Below are 21,159 nucleotides of genomic sequence, written 5' to 3'. Positions count from 1 at the left end.
GCACAGTCATTCTATCTAGGCTTCGGTGACCGCCCCCGAACGCTCAAGGAGACCCTGCTGATGCGTGCACGCAAGACGGCCCTGTTCGTCGCCCTCGGCCTCGCCGCCGCCGTCGGCCTCGCCGCCCCCGCGGCGGCCGCCGACACACCGACGATCTCGGCCCCGGCGAGCCGCCAGGGATACGGGACGATCACCCTCACCGGTACGGCCACCGCCGGCGCGACCGTCGAACTGTACGAGTCGGCGTACATCTTCAACGACTTCTACCCGTCGCCCGACTACGCGACCGGCGGCTACGTCACCACCAAGGCGAGTGGCTCCGGCACCTGGTCGATCAACCGGCTCCTCGACTCCGGCTTCCGCTTCTACGTGAAGGTCAACGGCGTCGAGTCCCGCCGCATCTCGGTCGCGATGGGCATCGTGCCGTCGATGACGCTGACCGCCGAGAACGGCACCGTCAACGTCAACGTCTCGGCCGACCCCGCGCAGCCGCACCTGCGCGTGCACATCCAGCGCGGCGCGAACGGCGTGTGGACCGACGTGGCGAGCGGCTACACCTCCGACCCGGCCGCCATCTACGGCGCCACACTCACCGGTCAGGGCAGCGGCACCAAGTACTACCGCGCCGTGATCGACGCCGACACCGAGAACAACCTGCTCAAGGGCCAGACCGAGAGCGTCGCGATCAACGTGGGCAGCGGCACGGGCAGCGGCGGCGGCGAAACCCCGTCGACCCCCGCGCCGACCACCCCGTCCACCCCGACCGTCAAGGCGGGCGCCGTCCAGTTCTCGAAGATCCAGTACAACTCCCCGGGTACGGACACCGGCAGCAACACCAGCCTCAACAACGAATGGGTACGCCTGACCAACAAGACCTCGGCGACCATCAACCTCAAGGGCTGGACGGTACGCGACGCGGCGGGTCACACGTACACCTTCGGCAGCGACTACCGCCTGGGCGCCGGCAAGTACATGTACGTCCACACCGGCAAGGGCACGAACGGCAAGCCCGACACGAAGCACCGCTACTGGAACCGCACCGGCTACATCTGGAACAACGGCGGCGACACGGCGTACCTGCGTACGGCCTCCGGCAAGTCGATCGACTCCTGCAAGTGGGGCAGCGGCAGCGGCATCACGTACTGCTGACCCGACAAGCCCGACGCGGCTCCCGGCCCGCCCCCGGCCGGGAGCCGCGTTGTCCTTTCCCCGCCTGCCCCTGCTTCCCCGGCAGGGTTCTGCGGGCGCCGCGCTGCTTCTGCCTCACCCTGCCGGGCGGGCTCTCCGGGCGGCCGTGCTAACGTTGCCGAGCCGACGCGGGGTGGAGCAGCTCGGTAGCTCGCTGGGCTCATAACCCAGAGGTCGCAGGTTCAAATCCTGTCCCCGCTACAAAGTGCGGAAGGCCGGTTCTCGACTCGAGAACCGGCCTTCCGTCTTTCCCGCTCCGAGTGCCGCTGTCTCTCCTCCTGCGCGGTCGCCCTTCCGCACCTTGCCAGCCGATCGCCTGTCGCTGGGCCGGCCGCCCGCTTAACCTTCGGCCGGCGCGGCCGCTCATCCCTTGGCCGGCGCGGCCGCGCACCCCTTGGCCGACGCGGCCGCGCACCCCTCGGCCGGCGCGGCCGCTCACCGCAGGCGGGCGGCGCTCATTCCGCGGGCCGCGTCGAACCTCTTGGCCCCGCTGTTCGCGGCGGCTCGGCGGGCGGCCGGGCTCACCCGGCTCCTCGGCTCCTCGACCGCGTTCACCCGTTCGGGTGACTCCGGTCGTGCCGGTGACCGGGTGACAACCGGGATGGGACCCGCACCTGCCGCGGCCGCCACCGCAGGCAGGTGCGGACGAGGCGCCGGTCGCGTCGGGGCCAGAACGCCATCCGGCCCGTCGGGCCGCGTCGCCGCAGGTGGCGTGTCGTGCGGCGACCGTCGGGTGCGCGTCGGCAGCACGCCGAGGGCGGTCAGCACCGCCAGGCCCACCAGGGCGAGCATGATGATCGTTACCTGCACCACGAAGACACGACCTCTCTCTCGGGCGTGCAGCGACGGGTGGCGGCCCGGGCCATTGGCTTTCCAACCAATGACGCTATCAGCACAGTGCCCTTCAACCAATCGCCGCGCGGTGTCGCAAGCCGCTTATGCTGTGCCGATGAGCTTCGGCGGCTACCTCAAGGAAGCGATCCAGGCCGCCCGCTTCCCGACGCCCACCCACTTCGCCCGCGCCGTCGGCATGGATCCGTCCGTGGTGCTGCGCTGGCTCAGCGGGGAGCAGCGGCCCACCATCCGGTCCATCGAGCGGATCGCGCCCGTGCTCGGCCGGAGCATCAACGAGCTGGTGCTCGCGGCGTACCCGGATCGGGTGGGTGGTCCACAGCCCCAGCCGCCGGCGACCCACCCGCTGGTCCACGAGCTGGCCCGCATGCTCGCCGACGACTCCCCGATCCCGGCGGAGGACCGCCGGGCGCTCGAGACCGTCCTCGATCGGATGATCGATCCATACCGGAAGGCGCTCCGCCGGCGACGCACCGCGTAACTGCCATTCGCGTGACGCGCCCGACATCCGTAATCTCGGCATCATGACAGCGCGGGCCAAAGCCGACCACGGATCCGCCGCGAGTGGGCTGCACCTTCAGATGAGCAAACTCCTCATCTCCTGCCTCATCGTCGCCATCGCCGCGACGGGCGCCCTGGTCGTCACGCTCATCGTCGGCTTCCCGGAACGCCCCGGCCCACCCCCCGGCATCCCCGGCGTGCCACCGGGCCCGCCCCCGAACTTCCAGGGCGTGGCGGTCCTGGTCGTGGTGACCGGCATGTTCGTCCTGGCTTGGCTCGCCGTCCTCGTCGCCTTCTCCCGCGACCAGATCCTCAGCCGCCTCTCCCCCGAGCAGGGCGGAACCGTGGACGAGGACCAGATGAAGGACCTGCTCGCCGAGGTACGCACGGCGCTCGCCGCGGACCGCGAACGGGAATGGCAGGCCATCAGCGAGCGGCTCGCGGAGTACGGCGAGCAGCGGGAGACGGACGGCTACCTGAACGGCATGCGCGTGGCCACGGAGAGCCAGCCGGTCGAAGCGAACGTACGGTCCATCCGCCGACCACCGGCCCAGCGCTGACCTCACCCGCGACCGCGGTCGTAGCCGGCACGGCGCCCGCTGCGCATCTCCAGCCGGCACGGCGCCCGCTGCGCGCCCTTACCGGCGCGGCACCCTCGGCCACCGGCCTTCAGGCCAACTCACGCAATTCGTCAGCAGCCTGCCCGATCAGCGCCGTCAGGTCGGAGCCCGACGCACCGTCCCACTCCCGGCCGGCCCGCTCGAAGACAGCAGCGCCCACTCGCGCGGCCAGACGCGCCGTAGGCTCAGCAATCCCGCGATCCTGCAAGGCACCGATCAGCGCATCCGTCACGGCATCCCGCTTGGCATGTGCCCTCTCCTGCAATGCGGGAGACGTGGCAATGATCTTCGCCCGCCGCTCGGCCACGGGACGGCCGGCAACGAAAAGCGGCACCGCCGCCACATACGCCTGCAGCACCAGCGCCAAGGGTGCGGGGCTGCCGGGAGCCGAGGCGATCGCGCCGGTCATGACCTCGCGCAGCTCGGCCTCGCCGTCGAAGAGCACCTCGCGCTTGTCGGGGAAATGCCGGAAGTAGGTCCGCTCGGTGACCCCGGCCCGGGCGGCGATCTCGGCGGTGGTCGTGGCGTCATAGCCGCACTCGCCGTACAGGTCCAACGCTGCCTCACGCAGTCTCGCCCGCGCCTCGGCACCACTTCTCGGCATGGGCACATCCTAGGTTGTGTCAGTCACTGTCGTTACGGTGATAAGGTCAGTCACTGACACAACCTCGAGGAGACATCATGCCGGCTGTCCCGTCCCGCGCCATCCGCTTCCACCGGACCGGCGAGCCACTCGCCGTCCTGCAAGAAGAGCGGATCGAGATACCAGACCCACCGAAGAACCGCGTTCGCGTACGAGTCCTCGCCACGGGACTCAACCCCGCGGACTGGGAACTGTGCCGTGGCTTCCTCCCGGGCGCACTGCCCCGCGGCATCGGCTACGACGTGGCCGGCATCATCGACGCGGTCGGTGACATCGACGCGGCCGGGGTTATCGACGCGGCCGGGGTTATCGACGTGGTCGGTGACATCGATGCGGCCCGCGAGGAGGAAGCGTCGGACAGCGGCGGTGATGCCGGGCAGCCGGCGAGCTCTCGCACCGAAAGGGCCGGAGTGGGCAACCGCGGCGGTCACGCCGGGACCCGCAACGAGACGGCCGGGGTGGGCGCCGTCGTCTTCGGCACCGCCGACTTCATCGAGCAGCCGAGCGCCGGAGCGGCCGACGTGGCCCTGCTGAACAATTGGTACCGCGTGCCCGCCGGCCTCGACCCGGTGCAGGCGGCGGCCCTGCCCATGGTCGTACAGACGGCCGCCTGGACCCTCGAGACGATGCGCGTCGAACCGGGCGCCACGCTCCTCGTCCACGGTGCAGGCGGCATGGTCGGCTACGCCGCCGTGCAGATCGCGCTGCGTCTCGGTGCGCGCGTCGTCGCCACCGCCGGCCCCACGTTCGCCGCGGACCTGGAGCAGCTCGGCGCTCGGGTCACCCCGTACGGCAGAGGCATGCCCGACCGCGTACGCGCGCTGACCGGGGGTGAAGACGTCGACCTCGTGCTGGACACGCCCCGCCCCAGCCCGGGCACCATGCCGGACCTCATCGCGCTGGCGGGCGGCGATCCCCGGCGCGTCATGACGATCAGCAACCACGAGGAGGCCCGCCGGCTCGGCGCCCGCGTCAACCTGGACGAGCTACGGCCCGGCCTGACGCCGCCCGCCAAGCTCCTGCCGGAGTACGCATCCCTCGCCGCCGAGGGTGCATTCCATCTCCCGATCGCGAGGGCCTACCCGCTGGAGCAATGGCGCGACGCGGTGGCGCTCAGCCTGTCGGGCAACCCGCACGGAAAGGTGATGCTGGTGCCGGGCCGCGAAGCCGCCGCGTAAGCGATCCGCAGGCCAGGCGACCTCGCCGAAACAACAATCCGAGACGCCACGGCAATCCGAGACGCCACGGCGATCCGAAAACGCCGCGGCAATCCGAAGACGCCCCGGCGGAATGGTGAAGCGACCACCATATGGCGAAAGGCCCGTCACCCAGCTGGGTGACGGGCCTTCAACCTGCACTTCATCTCGTAGCGGGGACAGGATTTGAACCTGCGACCTCTGGGTTATGAGCCCAGCGAGCTACCGAGCTGCTCCACCCCGCGTCGGTAGCTCAACCCTAGCGTGCGGCTCCGGCGCCTGCAAAACGACCCCCCGTAACGCTCCCCACACCTGCCGGCGGCCGGGCGGAAACCAGGCCCGAGAGGTGGAGCGGCCGGCCGACAAAACGGCTGGCCGGGAGAGCGAAGCGGCCGGCGCACCAGGGCCGACCGAGGAACGAAGCGGCCCGCCGGAGCGCGGGCCGACCAGGAAACGAAGCGGCCCGCCGAGAATCCCCGGCGGGCCGCACACACTGACGAGAAACCGTCACCCACCGCTAGGCGTGGGCGCCACCGAAGATGGAGGCGTCGAGGCCGGCGTGGATGGCGGCGTCGAGGGTCCCGCCGACGGCGTGGCCGGCGTGTTGGCCGCCTTCTGGGCGTTCTGGAAGTTGTTCATCGCCGTGTCGAGCGCCTGGAGCGCCTGGCCGTACCGGGCGAAGTCGCCGGACTGCTGGGCCGCCTTGACGTCCGCGATGGCCTTGTCGAGGTCCGCAGCCGCCTGGGTCAGCTGGCTGTTGGCCGGTGGCTGCGTGCCGGACGGCGGGTTGTTGTTCTGCGTGGATGTGGGCGGTTGCTGGTTCTTGCCCTGTGCCACGAGCGCCTTCAGGCCGTCCTGGAGGTTGTTGGCCAGGACCGCGTACCGGCCGCCGTCGCCGTACGACATGAGGACCTTCTGCAGCAGCGGGGCCGCGTTGGACTGCTGGCCGCTCTTCACGTACACCGGTTCGACGTAGAGCATGCCGTTGCCGACCGGCAACGAGATGAGGTTGCCGAAGAGCACCTGCGCCTGGTTGTTCGTCTGGAGCAGGTTCAGCTCGGGCCGCACCGTACCGTTGCTGGTCATCTGTTGATGCACCTGCGCCGGGCCCGGGATGGCGGTCTCGTCCGGCAGTTCGAGGACCTCCAGCCGTGGCTTGCCGTCGACGTACGAGCCGGAGATCATCGCCGCCAGGTTCTCCCGGTTGCTCGGGGTGACGGCCGAGGTGAGCTGGAACCGGGTGGCGTCCTGCCCCGGCAGCTGCACGTTCAGGTAGAACGGCGGCTGCTTCTTCTGCTCGGAGCCGTCCGGCGTGTTGGGCACCGCCCAGAAGTCGTTGCCGGTGAAGAAGTCGGCGGGGTCGGTGACGTGGAACTTGGTCAGCAAGTTGCGCTGCACCTTGAACAGGTCGGACGGGTAGCGGAAGTGCGCCTCCAGCGACGCCGGGATCTGCGCCTTCGGGGTGATCAGGTCACCGCCGAACGCCTTGTTCCACGCCTTCAGCACCGGGTCCTGATCGTCGAACTCGTACAGCGTCACCGTGCCGTCGTACGCGTCGACCGTCGCCTTGACCGAGTTGCGCATGTAGTTGACGTTGTCGCGGGCGAGCGCGAACGTGCCCCGGTTGGTGAGCTCGTCCTGCGTCTCCTCCTGCAGGTTGATCCGCTGCGCGTACGGGTACGTCGCCGCGGTCGTGTACCCGTCGAGGATCCACTTGATCCGCCCGTCGACGACGGCCGGGTACGGGTCCCCGTCGATGGTCAGGAACGGCGCGACCTTCTCGACGCGCGAGCGCGGGTCGCGGACGTACATGACCCGCGATTCGCTGTTGACCGCGTCGGAGAGCAGGAAGTTGCTCTCGGTGTTCTTGATCGCGAAGACCAGCCGGCGGAAGAACGAGTCGATCGGGACGCCGCCCTGGCCGTCGTACGTGTAGCGCTGCTCGGCGTTGCTGTCCGTGGGCTGCGGCCGGTCGAACTCCACGTTCTTGTCCTTGTCGGCCTGCCCGACGATCGCGTACTCGCTGGACTGCTCGCCGTAGTAGATGCGCGGCTGGTCGACCTTGATCTGCTCGGACGGCGAGGAGCAGTTGGCGGTCTGGGCGCCCCCGCCGAGGAAGCCGGAGACGAAGTACGGCAGCCCGCCGCACGACTGGTTGGCGGGCGCCGCGACCAGCCCGTACCCGTGGGTGAAGACGGTGTGCCGGTTGAGCCAGTTCTGCTGCTGCTGGGTGAGCGCGCGGTCGTTGATCTCACGGACGCCGACGACGTAGTCCTGCGTCTTGTCGGCCACCGTGTAGCGGTCCACGTCCAGCTTGGGGCCGAAGTCGTAGAAGCCACGGACCTGCTGCGACTGCGTGAACGCCTCGGAGACCAGCTGCGGGTCGATGACCCGGATGTTCTGCGCGCTGGCGTTGGTCGCCAGCGCCGGAGGCGGTACGACGCTCTCCGCGGCGTACGGGGTCACCTGCGTGTCCCCGAGCCCGAAGGCCGCGCGCGTGGCCTGGATCGACCGTGCGATGTACGGCGCCTCCTTGTCCGCCAGGCTGGGCTGGACCTGGAAGTTCTGCACCGCCAGCGGGTAGATGCCGCCGATCGCGACCGCGGAGATGGCGAGCAGGGCCAGCGAGACGCCGGGCCAGACCAGGTTCCGCATGACCGCGTTGGAGAACACGATGATCGCGATGGCGACCACGATCGAGATGTACGCCAGGATCTCCTTGGCCGGCAGCAACGCGTTGACGTCGGTGTAGCCGGCGCCGTAGAGGCCGGGCGACACGTGCTGCTCGAGCAGGAGCGCGCGCCGGTCGAGGATGTACGCGACCGCCTTCAGCAGCACGAACACCGCCACCAGCGTGGTCAGGTGGGCGCGGGCGGCCGACGTCATCCGGTCGCCGACGCCCTGCAGCCGTACGCCGCCGAACACGTAGTGCACGGCGAGCGCGCCGATCACCGACAGCACGACCGCCGTGAAGCCCACGCCGAGCAGGTAGCGCAGCAGCGGGTAGTCGAAGACGTAGAAGCCGATGTCCACGTTGAACTGCGGATCCCGTACGCCGAAGGGCTGGGAATTCTGGAAGAGCATCCAGTCCTTCCAGCGGCTCTGCGCGGACAGGCCGGAGAAGAACCCGATGACGACGGCGACGACCGCGATCCACGTGCCCAGCCGCGGCTGGATCACCATGCGGTAGCGCTCGAGGGTGGCCTGCTCGGCGGAGTGCGGGCGGAGCAGGGGCCGCAGCCGGTACGCCAGGTAGAGGTTGCCCGCGATGATCAGCGCCATGGCGAGGCCGATCGCGAGGAACAACAGGAGCCGGGTCAGCAGGACGCCCGTGAAGACCTCCGTGAACTGGACCTCGTCGTACCACAAGTAGTCGGTGTACGCGTCGATGCCCCAGCCGAGCAGCGTAAAGAGAAGGAAAACCCCCACGAGGACGCCGACGGTCACGCGACCGCGCCGGCTCATCCTCGGTAGAGGACTGTTACGCATGACCACCGTGAACCCCACTAAGTTTTCAAGACCGGTTCTTCACTTTAGGGTGTTGCGTCGTTCCGCTCTGGTGCCTGTGGACAAGTCATGTGGCCGTGCACGGTTTCGGCGTTCCGCCGCTGGTGAAGGTCTGCAGGGCGGTCAGGGCGTCATCCACAGTCGCGACCTCGGCCATGGGCAGGCCGGGCACCGCGTTGCGCAGCGCCTCGGCACAGTTGTCGATCGGGACCAGGAAGAGCTGGGCGCCGGCCTCCCGGGCGCCGACCAGCTTCTGCGGGATGCCGCCGATGGGTCCCACGTCGCCCTGGTCGTCGATCGTGCCCGTACCCGCGATGATCTTGCCGCCCGTCAGGTCCTCGGGCTTGAGCTTGTCGATGATGCCGAGGGTGAACATCAGCCCCGCGCTGGGCCCGCCGATCTCGTCCAGGTCGATGGTCACGGTGAACGGGTGCGGCTGGCGGTAGCCGATGCCGACGCCGATGCGCGGTTTCTGGCCGCTTTCCAGGTTGTCCGAGACGATCTTCACGGTCCCCGTCTTGCCGTCCCGGGTGTAGCCGATGGTCAGGCCGGTCCCCGCGGGCTTGGACTGGATCAGCTCGGTGAGCTTCGCCGGCCCGGTCACCGCCACGCCGTCGACCGAGGTGATGACATCGTCCTTCTCCAGCCGTCCCGCCGACGGCCCGTCCTGTGTCACCTGCGTCACGTATGTCTGCACGGGATAGCCGAGCTTGCGCAGCGCGACGGTCTCGGCGCTGGACTGCGAGGACTTGAACTCCTCGGCGTTCTGCTGCTCCACCTGCTGCTCGCTGCGGTCCGGCGGGTAGATCAGGTCGCGCGGCACGACCGCCTGCTCGTTGCTGAACCAGCCCCGGATGGCCCAGACCAGCTCCACGCTGGGTTGCACCCCTACGGTGGTCAGCCGGAGCTGACCCTTACTGGTCGAGGTCTGGGCCTTCGTCACCTGGATGACCTCTTTGCCGTTGTCCGATCCGAGGGTGTTCACGGTCGGTCCGGGCTTGAGCACCACGTACGGCAGGGGAAAGGCCATGACTCCGACTGCCAGCAGTGCGGTGATCAGGGCGCCGAGGATGACCGTGACACCGCGACGTCTCATGCGCGTGACCGTACCAACCGACCCTGAGTTCTCTCTGAGCTGACACCGGCATTGGTCCCGAAGCGCCTTGACGCGCGTACGGTTGGGGACGTGCCTGATATCCCGTTCGGCTTCAGCCTGCCGGGCGCCCAGCCGCCCGATCCCTCCGACCCGCAGCAGATGCAGCAGTTCATGAATCAGCTGCAGCAGATGTTCGCCGCGCCCGGAAGTGGCCCGGTCAACTGGGATCTGGCGCGCCAGGTGGCCGCCAGCCAGCTGAGCGCGACCGGTGACCCGTCGGTGAACATGTACGAGCACAATGCCGTCTCCGAGGCACTGCGCCTCGCCGACTTGTGGCTCGACCCGGCGTCCGCGCTGCCCTCGGGCATCCGCGACGCGACCGCCTGGAACAGGAACGAGTGGGTGTACAACACCCTCGACGTGTGGAAGAAGCTGTGCGACCCGATCGCGGGCCGCATGGTCGGCGCGATGGGCGACCTCGTGCCCGAGGAGGCCCGCGCCCAGCTCGGCCCGATGCAGTCGATGGTCGCCACGCTCGGCGGCGCGCTCTTCGGCGGCCAGCTCGGCCAGGCGCTGGGCCAGCTCGCCGCGGAGGTGCTGTCGGCCGGCGACATCGGCCTGCCGCTCGGCCCGGCCGGCACCGCCGCGCTCATCCCGTCCAACATCAAGACGTACGGCGACGGCCTCGAGATCCCCGAGGACCAGGTCCGGCTCTACGTGGCGCTGCGCGAGGCGGCCCACCAGCGACTGTTCCAGCACGTGCCGTGGCTGCGCGCGCACGTGCTCAGCGCGGTGGAGACGTACGCGAACGGCATCACGGTCAACCGGGAGGCGATCGAGGAGGCGATGAGCCGCGTCGACCCGACCGACCCGGAGTCGATGCAGGCCATGGCGCTCGAGGGCATCTTCACGCCGGAGGACACGCCGCAGCAGAAGGCCAGCCTCGCCCGCCTCGAGACGGCGCTCGCGCTCATCGAGGGCTGGGTCGGCCACGTCGTCGACTCGGCGGCCGGCGACCGGTTGCCGTCCGTCGCCGCGCTCAGCGAGGCGTTCCGGCGCCGCCGCGCGGCCGGCGGCCCGGCTGAGCAGACCTTCGCGGCTCTGGTCGGTCTCGAGCTGCGCCCGCGCCGCCTCCGCGAAGCGGGCGCGCTGTGGGCTGCGGTCACCGAGGCCCGCGGCGTGCAGGGCCGCGACGCGCTGTGGGACCACCCGGACCTGCTGCCCACTGACGAGGACTTCGCCGACCCGCAGAAGTTCGCCACCAGCAAGCTCGACTGGGACATCTCCGAGCTCGACAACCTGGGCAATTCCGACGAAGGCAAAGAACCAGGATCACAATCCTGATGTCGTAGCTCGGCGGGTGGTACAGATCGTCGCTCCCGCCGAGGCCGGCCGGGGGCCCAGCATCCGCTGGCCCTCGGCCTTCATGCTGCGTGAGTGGGGAAGATCAACCCCCGAGAACCGCCCGGGTGTTCTCCCAGCCCTCCAGACCCATGTCGAGGGTGGCGAGGTCGGCCGGCCCGCGCAGCCGGCGCCACTCGGGCGTCGACTCGACCAGACTCGGCCGCGGAGCCGTCCGGCGCAGCGTCATCGGCGTGGCATCGTCCAGATCGGTGTCCGCCAGCCACTCCGGCACGGGCAGGTTCGCGGCCACCGCCAGCACCCCGCCTCCCGGCCCGGCCGGTGCCACAGCCACGGGCTTGCCGCCCAGCGGCCGCAGGAGCTTCCCCAGAATCATCCCCGGCACGTCGGCGGCGTCGGCGGCGAGCACGGCGCCCTGCTCGTACCCGTCCTCGGCCGCTCGCCGCAGCACCGGCAGCACCGTCGCGGTCGGCACCTCGTAGATCGGCATCCCGGGCCACGCGATCTCCCGCGCGAGCTCCAGGTCCTCGGGGACGGCCGCGATCGCCGGCTCGGCCTGAGCCAGCCGGGCCAGGAGGTCGACGACGTCCTCGGCCAGCGCCGCACGCCATCGGCCCAGCTCGACGCCGGGAGGACTCCAGGTCACGGGGTTGAGCAGGGCCACCACGACGCGTCTGGTCACGCCCGCACACTAGTCGTCGGCGAGGACCAGCCCGGTGGCGGCGGAGATGCCCTCCAGGTAGCCACGCGCCCGTTCCGCCTTCGGATAGCGGTTCACCAGCTCCCAGAAGGTGGCATTGTGGCTGGGCACGACCAGGTGGGTGAGCTCGTGCAGGAGCACATAGTCGATGACCCAGTCCGGCATCTCCTGGATACGGTGGGAGATGCGGATCGTGCCATCGTCCGGCGTACAGGAGCCCCAGCGGCCGTTCTGGTTGGTGACCCATCGCACGCTGGCCGGGATCACATGCCTCGCATGGTCGGGCAGATATCGAGCCGTGAGCCGCTGCGCCCGCGCGAGCAGCTCCCCGTCCGTACGCTGGACGCGCTCCTCACGGGCGGCCAGCCGCTCGAGCATCCGCGCGACCCACTCGGTCTCCTCGGCGCGCGAGAACCGGTCGGGAATCAGGACGACGACGCGCTCGCCCTCGCGGTACGCGGACACCGTGCGACGACGGCGCTGGCTGCGCCGCACTTCGACGACAGGCTTGCGCGTCCTGGCCATTACCGGCCTGCGCAGCCCACACTGGGGTTCACATTGCGACGTTAATCCGTCAGGGCCAGGTGGCCGCAAGGGTACGGCAAACGACACGCACCCAAAATGTGAGCTTCGCCCCAGAAAATCCGAAAATATTTTCCAAAGCTGCAACATGCAGCGGGGAGCACGACCCACGCTATACGCCGTCAACGTGACCACCGCGGGCGCCCCTAAACCTCCTGCCTCCAGAAAAAGCTCTGAGGTCCGGTGCCACCGACCGCCACCGCCGCCGCCCTCTTCGCACTCCTCCACGCCCGCCTTCGCGCCAGCCCCCACGCACTGCCTTCACGCCCGCCTCCAGGCCCGCCCCGCGTCCGCCTCCACGCGCGCCCCGCGTCCGCCTCCAGGCCCGCCCCCGCGTCCGCCTCCAGGCCCGCCCCCGCGTCCGCTTCCCGTCCGACCCGCGTCCGCCCTCTCGCACGGGTCTGCCTCGGCAGCCCCGCCCTCCTCTCCCCCCTCTGCCACCTGCCTCTTCCCCCACCCCCCGCCGCCCACCTCCGCGGCCCACTCAGCCCACCCAGCCACTACGGCAGAAGCTCCCGCCTAGTCCTGTTTTGGGTTTTCTGGGCGCTTCGTCGGCGTGTCTGCCTGAATGTTCCGGAAAAGCAGCATCCTGACCGGCAGACTCACGACGTCGACGACACCGCCGGCGCCGCGCTGACATGGAAATGGCCGGAGCTGGGTAGTGACCGCCCCGAACGGGTGGCCACATCCACGTGGTCGCGGAGCGGTCCAGCGCCGAACACAGATCGCGGCCTGTCGCCGCGAGCAGGGACCCCGGGAGGTCCAGGTCCTCTCCAGGATCTGGCCGCGCCCGGACCATCGGGCCGACCCGGCCGACAACATGACGAGGAGGAACCGTGGCCGACAACACGTACAACGGCTATTGCGTGAAGTGCAAGGAGAAGCGCGACTTCCAGGGGACTGTCGAGGTCTCGAAGACCGGCATGAACATGGCCAAGGGCAAGTGCCCGGTCTGCGGCACCACGGTGAACCGCATCCTGGGCAAGGCCAAGGCCTGACCGGACGCACTCGACGGTAGGGGCGGCCGCGCGGCCGCCCCTACCGTCGTCCCGGCCCTGGACGACTCACCCGCCCGGGGCATAACCGTGTTCGCCCCGCAACGTTGAGTAGTTATCCACGCGTGCCGCACCCCTGTGGATAACTCGCCCCAGCTTGTGGACAACCGAGCACGAGCGACCGGGCGCCTGTGGACAACCACACCCCTCCGCGTCGACGCCGTGACAACCTGTCACGCATGAGCCGCCTCCCGCTCCCCTCAGCACCGCTCCCCTCAGTGCCACGCCCCGGGTCAGCAGCGTCCCGCTCGGCGGCCTCGCGCTCCCCCTTGCCGCGCCCCACCCTCGTGCCGGGCCTGCGCCGCATCTGGCGAGACGCCCGCACCGTGCAACTCGGCACCCACCCCACCCGTGCCTACCTGCTGGACCTCCCGGACCCCTCGGCCGCCGCGCTGCTCGACCTGCTCGACGGCTCCCGCCCGGAACGCACGATCCTGCGCCACGCCGCGGCCCTCGGCGTACCCGTGAAGGACGCCCTCGCCCTCCTGGACGGCCTCCGCGAAGCTGGCCTCGTGCTGCCGGCGCCGGCCCTGTACCCGGCCGCCCTCGACGAAGACACCCGCCACCGCCTCTCCAGCGAAGCCGCCGCGATCGCTCTCCGCCCGCTCCCGCCCCTGCCCCCGGCCACATCCGCCGCCGACCCGGTTGCTCCGGCGGTCGTCCTGCGCCGGCGACGGGCCGCGCGAGTCACTGTCACCGGCCGCGGGAGGCTCGCCGCCGGCATCGCGGTAGCCCTGGCCGAAGCCGGTGTCGGGCACGTCCACGCCGACGTGCCCGGAGCGGTCACCCACCACGACCGCCCCGGCAGCCCGCTGCGCGACGCCGACCTCGGCCGGCCCCGCGCCGAGGCCATCGGCGCCGCCATCCGCCGGGCCGCCCCCACCGCGGAGACCCGACCGGTACGCCGCGGCGGCGCCTCGCTCGTCGTCCAGCTCGAGTACGACCAGCCGGTGGCCCTGCTCGCCGCCGGTTACGCCCAACGGCGCCAGCCCTACCTGCCGGTCACCATCCGCGAGGCGGTCCCCGTCATCGGACCGCTCGTACGCGCGCCCGGCGGTCCGTGCCTGAACTGCGTGGACCTGCACCGCCGAGACCGCGAAACCCGAATCCTCGACGGCTCGACGGCCGCGAGCAGCCCGGCCACGGCTGACAACACGGGCTGGGCACATCCCCGTCCGGGATCGGCAGAGGCGGAGCCGTGCGCCGTCTCGACCCTGCTCGCCGCCACCGGCTATGCCGCCGGGGAGGTTCTCGCCTTCATCGACGGCGACCCGTCGACGGCGTTCGGGGCGGAGATCGAGATCAGCGCCCCGGGCCGCGTCCGCCGCCGGAGCTGGACCTCGCATCCCGCCTGTTTCTGCATGCCGGGGTGGTCGTCCCCACGCTCGCCCCGGGCCGGGCCTCCGCTCCCGAGCGGTCGATCGGCCATTTCTCGGTCACAATGATCTGGTGACCGACATCCCGCGTCGTGCGGCGTCCCGGACAGCCAAGCTCGCCGCCCTCCCCCTCGGCTTCGCCGGCCGTACGGTGCTGGGGCTCGGCAAGCGGGTGACCGGGATCGCCACCGACGTCATCTCCGCCGACATCCAGCAGCGCACCGCCGAGCAGCTCTTCAGCGTCCTCGGGCAGCTCAAGGGCGGCGCCATGAAGTTCGGGCAGGCGCTGTCGGTCTTCGAGGCGGCGATGCCGGAGGAGATGGCGGGGCCGTACCGGCAGGCGCTCACCAAGCTGCAGGAGGCCGCTCCGCCGATGCCGGTCGCCAGCGTGCACAGGGTGCTGACGGAGCAGCTGGGGGCGGACTGGCGCGACAAGTTCGCCGAGTTCGACGACAGCCCGGCCGCGGCGGCGAGCATCGGGCAGGTGCACCGGGCGGTCTGGAAGCTTCCGCCGACGCGCAAGGGCGCCCGGCCCAAGACGCTGCCGGTGGCCGTCAAGGTGCAGTATCCGGGGGCGGGCGACGCCCTGCTCGCAGACCTCAAGCAGCTGGGCCGCCTGGCCGGCATGTTCAAGATCATCCAGCCGGGCATGGACATGAAGCCCCTGCTGGCGGAGTTGCGGGAGCGCATCACCGAGGAGCTCGACTACGCCATGGAGGCCGAGACGCAGAAGGCGTTCGCGGCGGCGTACGCGAACGATCCGGAGATCTTCGTCCCACGCGTGGTCGCCTCGGCGCCGACGGTGCTCGTCACCGAGTGGGTCGACGGCACGCCGCTGTCCCGCATCATCAGCGACGGTACGGAGCCGGAGCGCGACGAGGCCGGCCGGCTGATGGCCACCCTGCACTTCTCCGCCCCGGCCCGCGCAGGCCTGCTGCACGCCGACCCGCACCCGGGCAACTTCCGCATCCTGCCGGACGGGCGCCTCGGCGTCATCGACTTCGGCGCGGTGGCCCGCCTGCCCGACGGCCACCCGGAGCCGATCGGCCGCCTGGTCCGCCTCGCGCTCGACGGCGACGCCGCGGCGGTCGTCGACGGGCTGCGTGACGAGGGCTTCATCAAGCCGGACGACGACCTGGACGCCCAGGCGGTCCTCGACTTCCTGCGCCCGATGATCGAGCCGGTCGCGGTCGACGAGTTCCGTTTCACCCGCAGCTGGATCCGCTCCGAGGCGACGCGCCTCTCGAGCCCTCGCTCCCCCGCGTTCCAGCTGAGCCGCAAGCTCAACCTGCCGCCGTCGTACCTGCTGATCCACAGGGTGACGCTCGGCTCGATCGGCGTCCTCTGCCAGCTGGAGGCGAAGGCGCCGTACCGGGCGATCCTGCAGAAGTGGCTACCCGGCTTCGCCCCCGTGCCGTAGCAGTACGCCCGCCCGCCACCGGCAGATGACGCGGCGGGGTGCGCCGCGGTTCAGCGTCAAGCAACGGCCGGCCGCAGAAAAGAGGGACGCGGCGCAAGGGCGCGCTCAGCGCGGCGCAAGGGCGCGCTCAGCGCGGCGCAAGGGCGCGCTCAGCGCGGCGCAAGGGCGCTGAGCGCACCGCAAGGGGGCGCTGAGCGCGGCGCAACGCCGGTGAGCGAGCCGCAGCGACGCGCAAGCCTTCCACAGCGACGCGAGCGCACCGCAGCCAAGCCCGAGCCTGCCGCAGCAACGCCGAGCGCATGGAAATGGCCCCGCCCGCAGCCGATGTGACTGCGGGCGGGGCCGTAGTGGGCCGTCCGTCGTTTCAGAGGCGTCCACCCAGTTCCCGCGCCGTACGGTGGCGGGCTGTGATGGCGATCTGGCGTGCGGGGCGGTGCGCCTCAGGGTGCTGGTCGGCCTGAGGCCGACGCATTCGTGCTCGGGAGAGCGCTTCTTGGATGAGTTTCACCTTCGGGGCTCCGTTCGGGCTCATAGCTACGTCTTCCGTCTTCCGGTATGGGGTGGTGAGGGTGGTCATGTCAGGCCGCCAGCCGGACCGAGTTGCGGGTCTCGACGCCGCTCGCAGCGAGCCGCTCCTCCACTTCGACCGCGAGTTCCGCGTCGCGGGCCACGTCGACCTTCCGCGGGCGGCCGCGGGGCCGCTTGCGGGGGACGACTGCGCCGCGCTCGAAGATCTCGCCGCCCCAGACACCCCAGGGCTCGGCTCGCTCGACCGCGCCGGCCAGGCACTCGACGCGCAGCGGGCAGTCCCCGCAGAGCGACTTGGCCAGCTCCAGCTGGGCCGGGGAGTCGGAGAACCACAGGTCAGGGTCGAACTTCCGACAGGGCAGGTTTGCCTCCATCTCGACGCTCACGTCGAGGGGGGCCAGCGCCAGACTCATAAAGCCCGGTCACCTCTCTCTTTGTCGATCTTCTGGATCGTGATGCTGTTCGCACCGGCCGGTAAGCCGGCAAAAAAAGTAGGCCGCGGATCCCGGTTACGGGTTCCGCGGCCTCGAGGTGAGCCGGAGGTCTGATCGCTCAGACCGGCCTTCCTCGAGGCGGGACACCGTCGGCACCATCCGTCAGACGACGCTTCATGCCGTTGCTGCCCACGAACCCAGTGGTCCCGTTGCTTCCATCGACGGACGCCAGGATCCGGACCAGCTCGGCCTGGATCTGGACCTGGTGCGCCTGCGAAGCCGGGGCCCGCTCGGCAGCCGGCACCGCCACATAGGCGGACTCCGTCGCAAGGACGGACTTCGCCACGGGCGCGGAGACGGCAAGCCAGGAAGCGGACGGAGTGCAGACAGCAGGCAGCGTCGACGGTCGCTCGATCGTGTAGTTGAGCTTCATCGGTGCCACCTCCTCCATCGCCTTGCACTCGTCGTAGAAACCCCGTTGAGCATGCCGCTCGCCAAGGTGTGAACTGAGGCTATGCCGTCCCCGCAAGCGAGGGCAAACGAATTAACGCACTAGTTTTCAAAGTTTTTTGGGGCGTCCTCCGGCGACACCTCAGCCGGGTCCGCGCCGCCCACCAGAGCGAACACCGCGGCGCCGTACTGGCCGAGCTTGCGGGGGCCTATCCCGGCGATGGCGAGCAGCTCCGGCGGGGTGCCGGGGCGGCGCTCCGCGATGGCCACGATCGTGGCGTCCGTGAACACCACGTACGCAGGGACTTTCTGCTCGGCGGCGGTGCGGGCGCGCCACGTCTGGAGCCGTTCGAACAGCTCCTCGTCGAGGTCGGACGGGCACGTCGGGCAGCGGCCCAGTTTGCGGTCGGCGCCGGCGAGGAGGGTGGCCCCGCAGATGCGGCAGGAGACCACCTGGGCGCGCCGGGTGACGGGTTTCCGACTGCCCGCTCCGGCCTTTTCGAACGTGCGGTGCCGCGTGTCGGTCAGCTGCGGCAGGAACCGGCAGGGGCGCCGGCTGCGGCCGCCGGACGAGCGGGATTGACCGTACGAGAGCCAGAGCCACTGCCGCGCCCGGGTCACGCCGACGTAGAGCAGCCGCCGCTCCTCCTCCAACTGCTCGGGCGTTTTCGCGTACGTGGTGGGCAGCGTGCCGTCGGCGAGCCCGACCAGGAACACGGCGTCCCATTCGAGGCCCTTGGCGGAGTGCAGGGACGCCAGCGTCACGCCTTCCACGGCGGGGGCGTGCTGCTGCTCGGCGCGCCGGGCCAGCTCCTCGTTGAACGCGGACAGGGACACGTCGCGTTGCACCGCCCCGGCCTGGCCCAGCGGCAGCACGTCGGGGCTGCGTTCGTACTCCTCGGCGAGGGCGACGATCGCGGCGAGTGCCTCCCACTGCTCGCGTTGCGCGCCGCCGGGCGGAGGGCGGTCGCGGGCCCAGCCGGTGGCGGAGAGCGCGTCGACGACGGCCTGGACCAAAGGGGTCTCGCCCGGCGTGGAGCGCACCGCCGCGCGCAGGGCGATCACGGCTTGGCGCACCTCGGGGCGCTCGAAGAAGCGTTCGGCGCCGCGGACGACGTACGGCACCTCGGCCTCGGCCAGCGCCTTCTCGTACGTCTCGGACTGGGCGTTGGTGCGGAACAGCACCGCGATCTCCCGCGCCGGGGTGCCGGCGGCGATGAGCTCCCGGCAGCGCTTGGCCACGGCGACCGCCTCGGCCGACTCGTCCGGGAAGATCTTGAGGTCGGGCTCGGCGCCGGGCGGGCGCTGCCCGATCAGCTCCAGCCGCAGCTTGGCCTCGGTGCCGCGGGCCTGGCGGATCACCGCGTTGGCGAGGCCGACCACCTGGGGTGTGGAGCGGTAGTCGCGGACCAGGCGGACCACGACGGCGTCGCGGCGCTGCCGGGGGAAATCCACAAGGTACGACGACGTGGCGCCGGTGAAGGAGTAGATGGTCTGGCTGGCGTCGCCCACCACCGTGAGGTCGTCGCGGCCACCGAGCCAGGCGTCCAGCAGGCGCTGCTGCAGCGGGTTGACGTCCTGGTACTCGTCGACGACGAAGTGCCTGTACTGCGAGCGGACCTGCTCGGCGACGTCCTGGTGGTCCTCGATGCCCCAGACCGCGGCGCGCAGCATGTCCTCGAAGTCGATGACGCCCTGGCGCCGCTTGAGCGACTCGTACGCGGAGAACACCTCGGCCACCTTGGCGGCGTCGTACGGCGGCTCGCGCAGCGCCTTGGTGGCGGCGACCACGTACTCCCCGGGCTCGACGAGGGACGACTTGGCCCACTCGATCTCGCTCGCCAGGTCGCGGGCGGCGGTGCGGTCGGCGCGTACGCCCGCCTTGGCGGCGGCCAGGGCGACCAGCCGCGCCTTGCTCTCCACGAGCTCGGGCATCGCCCGGCCCTCCAGCAGCCGCGGGGCGAAGTAGCGCACCTGCCGGAGCGCGGCGGCGTGGAACGTGCGGGCCTGCACGCGGCCCGCGCCCAGCCCGGTGAGGCGCGCGCGCATCTCCGCGGCGGCCCGGGCGGTGAACGTGACGGCGAGGACGTGCCGCGGGTCGATCTCCCCGGAAAGTGTTCGGTATGCGATGCGGTGGGTAATCGCTCTGGTCTTACCGGTGCCGGCCCCGGCCAGGATGCACACCGGCCCCGCGGGAGCGGTGACCGCCCGGCGCTGATCGGGGTCGAGCCCGGCAAGAACGCGTTCCGCTGTCACAACCGGGAATCATGGCACCCGGGTCCGACGTTTCGTCGGATGGCGTAGTGCCATGTGACCTCTGCGAAGGGACCAGACCGATGCTGACCATGTACTCGACGCCCTGGTGTGGCTACTGCCACCGGCTCAAGTCGCAGCTCGACCGGGAGGGCATCGCGTACGAAGTCATCGACATCGAGCAGGACCCGAAGGCGGCCGACTACGTGATGAGCGTGAACGGCGGCAACCAGACGGTCCCGACGATGCGCTTCGACGACGGCACCGCGATGACCAACCCGTCGATCGTCCAGGTCAAGCAGCACCTGGCGAGCCTGTCGGCCTGACGGCAACGGAACGGGCCGCCTCCGGAACCCGGGGGCGGCCCGTTCCTGTCCGCGCCGGCACCCCACCCGTGGCGGCGGGCGAGGGCCGGTGGTCGCGCCCCGCACCCAGCCCGGGGCGGCGGGCGAAGGTGCGGGGACATCCGGCGGAGCGGGCTCGGCGGGGAGAGGCCGGCCGGCCCGCCCCGGGTCACGGGATGAGCGCGGGGATGCTCGAGTCGAGCAGGCCCTGCCGCTTCAGCTCCACGTACAGCGGGGTGGTCTCCGGGTAGTGGCCCCAGGCGTGGTCACCGGTGCCGTCGCCCGCGCCGCCGAGCAGCTGCTGCTGCACCGGGTTGAACGTCTCCCACTCGGGCGTGCCGGGCAGGTGGGCGACCTCGTCGCGGCCGGCGACCCAGCGGTACGTGTACCCGAAGAAGGCACCCACGCGCGTGATCGGCGAGTAGTTGTCCGAGCGCGCGTGCCACAGCCGGCGGTCGAAGACGACGAGGTCGCCGGGGTTGGCGGTGATCTGCAGGGCGCCCTCGGGCTGCGGCCACGGCACGCCGCGCGACGGCGGGCCCGGAAGCCAGTTGGTGAGGTGGCTGCCCGGCAGCACGGTGAAGTTGCCGCGCCCGGTCTCGGAGACGTCCGACAGCCAGTACGCGAGCTTGACGCTCATCATCGGTCGCGGGTCGGTCTCGAGCTCCCGGTTCTGCCGGCCGCCGTCCTGGTGCCAGTGCCACCAGTCCTTCTGCTTCTCGTGGATCTGCGGGTGCACGTCGACGTGCGAGTGGTACACGTGCACGTTCCAGCCCAGCATCGACCAGATGTACTTGAAGGCCTTCGGGTGGTCCAGCAGGAACGCCAGCTCGGGGTTGTTGGTCACCGCGGACAACTGGTGCAGGGCGCCGGTGGGCCCCAGACCTCCTTCCCGAGCCGCTTTCTCCTTGGATCGCAGGATCGCGGTCCGTGCGACCGCGACCTCGTCCTCGTTGAGTACGCCGGGAATGACGAGGAAACCGTCGCGCTGGAACTGCGCGCGCTCGTCAGCGGTCATCGGGGTCCAGGTCTGCTCCGCAAGCAGCGACATG

The 21,159-nt window shown here is 70.7% G+C and carries 19 protein-coding genes and 2 tRNA genes; 10 read left to right on the top strand and 11 right to left on the bottom strand.

Annotated elements, in window-relative coordinates; all coding sequences use genetic code 11:
• Positions 1–60 precede the first annotated feature (60 nt).
• On the top strand, positions 61–1,149 hold the full coding sequence (locus IT780_RS11785; RefSeq protein ID WP_233412706.1) for a lamin tail domain-containing protein: 1,089 nt from the start codon (positions 61–63) through the stop codon (positions 1,147–1,149).
• A 166-nt stretch (positions 1,150–1,315) separates the two neighbouring features.
• Positions 1,316–1,389, top strand: a tRNA-Met gene (locus tag IT780_RS11780).
• Between the two features lie 234 nt (positions 1,390–1,623).
• Here the strand turns inward: IT780_RS11780 and IT780_RS11775 are convergent.
• Positions 1,624–2,001: a hypothetical protein gene (locus IT780_RS11775; RefSeq protein ID WP_199511543.1), complete on the bottom strand. Its 378-nt coding sequence runs from the start codon at positions 1,999–2,001 to the stop codon at positions 1,624–1,626.
• Between the two features lie 136 nt (positions 2,002–2,137).
• Between IT780_RS11775 and IT780_RS11770 the strand changes: the two genes are divergently transcribed.
• Both IT780_RS11770 and IT780_RS11765 read left to right on the top strand, forming a co-directional pair.
• Positions 2,138–2,521 carry a helix-turn-helix domain-containing protein gene (locus IT780_RS11770; protein ID WP_199511542.1) on the top strand — a complete coding sequence of 128 codons (384 nt, stop codon included), beginning with the start codon at positions 2,138–2,140 and terminating at the stop codon, positions 2,519–2,521.
• 43 nt (positions 2,522–2,564) lie between these two features.
• The gene (locus tag IT780_RS11765) at positions 2,565–3,101 is read left to right on the top strand and encodes a hypothetical protein (RefSeq protein WP_199511541.1); all 537 of its coding nucleotides are present in this window, start codon (positions 2,565–2,567) and stop codon (positions 3,099–3,101) included.
• Between the two features lie 109 nt (positions 3,102–3,210).
• On the opposite strand, the gene IT780_RS11760 is transcribed toward IT780_RS11765, so the two are convergent.
• Complete coding sequence (locus tag IT780_RS11760; protein WP_199511540.1) at positions 3,211–3,765, bottom strand: TetR/AcrR family transcriptional regulator; 555 nt, start codon at positions 3,763–3,765, stop codon at positions 3,211–3,213.
• A 77-nt stretch (positions 3,766–3,842) separates the two neighbouring features.
• Between IT780_RS11760 and IT780_RS11755 the strand changes: the two genes are divergently transcribed.
• Positions 3,843–4,982: an NADP-dependent oxidoreductase gene (locus IT780_RS11755; RefSeq protein WP_199511539.1), complete on the top strand. Its 1,140-nt coding sequence runs from the start codon at positions 3,843–3,845 to the stop codon at positions 4,980–4,982.
• A 189-nt stretch (positions 4,983–5,171) separates the two neighbouring features.
• On the opposite strand, the gene IT780_RS11750 is transcribed toward IT780_RS11755, so the two are convergent.
• The 3 genes from IT780_RS11750 to IT780_RS11740 form a co-directional block, all read right to left on the bottom strand.
• Positions 5,172–5,245 (bottom strand) — tRNA-Met (locus IT780_RS11750).
• Between the two features lie 262 nt (positions 5,246–5,507).
• Positions 5,508–8,465: a UPF0182 family membrane protein gene (locus tag IT780_RS11745; RefSeq protein ID WP_199511538.1), complete on the bottom strand. Its 2,958-nt coding sequence runs from the start codon at positions 8,463–8,465 to the stop codon at positions 5,508–5,510.
• 109 nt (positions 8,466–8,574) lie between these two features.
• Positions 8,575–9,603, bottom strand: coding sequence for a YlbL family protein (locus IT780_RS11740; protein WP_199511537.1), 1,029 nt, complete (start codon positions 9,601–9,603; stop codon positions 8,575–8,577).
• A 159-nt stretch (positions 9,604–9,762) separates the two neighbouring features.
• Between IT780_RS11740 and IT780_RS11735 the strand changes: the two genes are divergently transcribed.
• Positions 9,763–10,947, top strand: a complete 1,185-nt coding sequence (locus tag IT780_RS11735; protein WP_233412747.1) for a zinc-dependent metalloprotease — start codon at positions 9,763–9,765, stop codon at positions 10,945–10,947.
• Between the two features lie 103 nt (positions 10,948–11,050).
• Here IT780_RS11735 and IT780_RS11730 read toward each other — a convergent pair whose 3' ends face one another.
• Complete coding sequence (locus IT780_RS11730; protein WP_199511535.1) at positions 11,051–11,647, bottom strand: hypothetical protein; 597 nt, start codon at positions 11,645–11,647, stop codon at positions 11,051–11,053.
• A 9-nt stretch (positions 11,648–11,656) separates the two neighbouring features.
• A complete protein-coding gene (locus IT780_RS11725; RefSeq protein WP_199511534.1) occupies positions 11,657–12,190 on the bottom strand; it encodes a M48 metallopeptidase family protein in 534 nt (177 codons plus the stop codon).
• Positions 12,191–13,083: 893 nt separating this feature from the next.
• On the opposite strand from IT780_RS11725, the gene IT780_RS11720 reads away from it, so the two are divergent.
• The 3 genes from IT780_RS11720 (at position 13,084) to IT780_RS11710 (ending at position 16,098) form a co-directional block, all read left to right on the top strand.
• Positions 13,084–13,245, top strand: coding sequence for a DUF5679 domain-containing protein (locus tag IT780_RS11720; protein ID WP_015625326.1), 162 nt, complete (start codon positions 13,084–13,086; stop codon positions 13,243–13,245).
• A gap of 326 nt (positions 13,246–13,571) precedes the next feature.
• On the top strand, positions 13,572–14,747 hold the full coding sequence (locus IT780_RS11715; protein WP_233412705.1) for a PqqD family protein: 1,176 nt from the start codon (positions 13,572–13,574) through the stop codon (positions 14,745–14,747).
• Positions 14,748–14,751: 4 nt separating this feature from the next.
• Complete coding sequence (locus IT780_RS11710; protein ID WP_199511533.1) at positions 14,752–16,098, top strand: ABC1 kinase family protein; 1,347 nt, start codon at positions 14,752–14,754, stop codon at positions 16,096–16,098.
• Positions 16,099–16,676: 578 nt separating this feature from the next.
• Here the strand turns inward: IT780_RS11710 and IT780_RS11705 are convergent.
• The 3 genes from IT780_RS11705 to IT780_RS11695 all read right to left on the bottom strand — a co-directional run bounded on the left by IT780_RS11705 (position 16,677) and on the right by IT780_RS11695 (position 19,766).
• Positions 16,677–17,039 (bottom strand): WhiB family transcriptional regulator, encoded by a 363-nt coding sequence (locus IT780_RS11705; protein WP_199511532.1) that lies wholly within the window; start codon positions 17,037–17,039, stop codon positions 16,677–16,679.
• A 139-nt stretch (positions 17,040–17,178) separates the two neighbouring features.
• Positions 17,179–17,493 carry a hypothetical protein gene (locus IT780_RS11700; RefSeq protein WP_199511531.1) on the bottom strand — a complete coding sequence of 105 codons (315 nt, stop codon included), beginning with the start codon at positions 17,491–17,493 and terminating at the stop codon, positions 17,179–17,181.
• 119 nt (positions 17,494–17,612) lie between these two features.
• Positions 17,613–19,766: an ATP-dependent DNA helicase UvrD2 gene (locus tag IT780_RS11695; protein ID WP_199511530.1), complete on the bottom strand. Its 2,154-nt coding sequence runs from the start codon at positions 19,764–19,766 to the stop codon at positions 17,613–17,615.
• Positions 19,767–19,846: 80 nt separating this feature from the next.
• Here IT780_RS11695 and IT780_RS11690 point away from each other — a divergent pair, with 80 nt between their 5' ends.
• Positions 19,847–20,089: a mycoredoxin gene (locus IT780_RS11690; protein ID WP_199511529.1), complete on the top strand. Its 243-nt coding sequence runs from the start codon at positions 19,847–19,849 to the stop codon at positions 20,087–20,089.
• 187 nt (positions 20,090–20,276) lie between these two features.
• On the opposite strand, the gene IT780_RS11685 is transcribed toward IT780_RS11690, so the two are convergent.
• Positions 20,277–21,158: a phytanoyl-CoA dioxygenase family protein gene (locus tag IT780_RS11685; RefSeq protein ID WP_199511528.1), complete on the bottom strand. Its 882-nt coding sequence runs from the start codon at positions 21,156–21,158 to the stop codon at positions 20,277–20,279.
• Position 21,159 lies beyond the last annotated feature (1 nt).

The organism is Nucisporomicrobium flavum (genome assembly GCF_016464385.1).
In the GTDB taxonomy this organism is placed as follows: domain Bacteria; phylum Actinomycetota; class Actinomycetes; order Mycobacteriales; family Micromonosporaceae; genus Actinoplanes; species Actinoplanes flavus_A.
The sequence above is the reverse complement of the archived record's forward strand: the minus strand, read 5'-3'. Positions and strand labels throughout refer to the sequence as shown.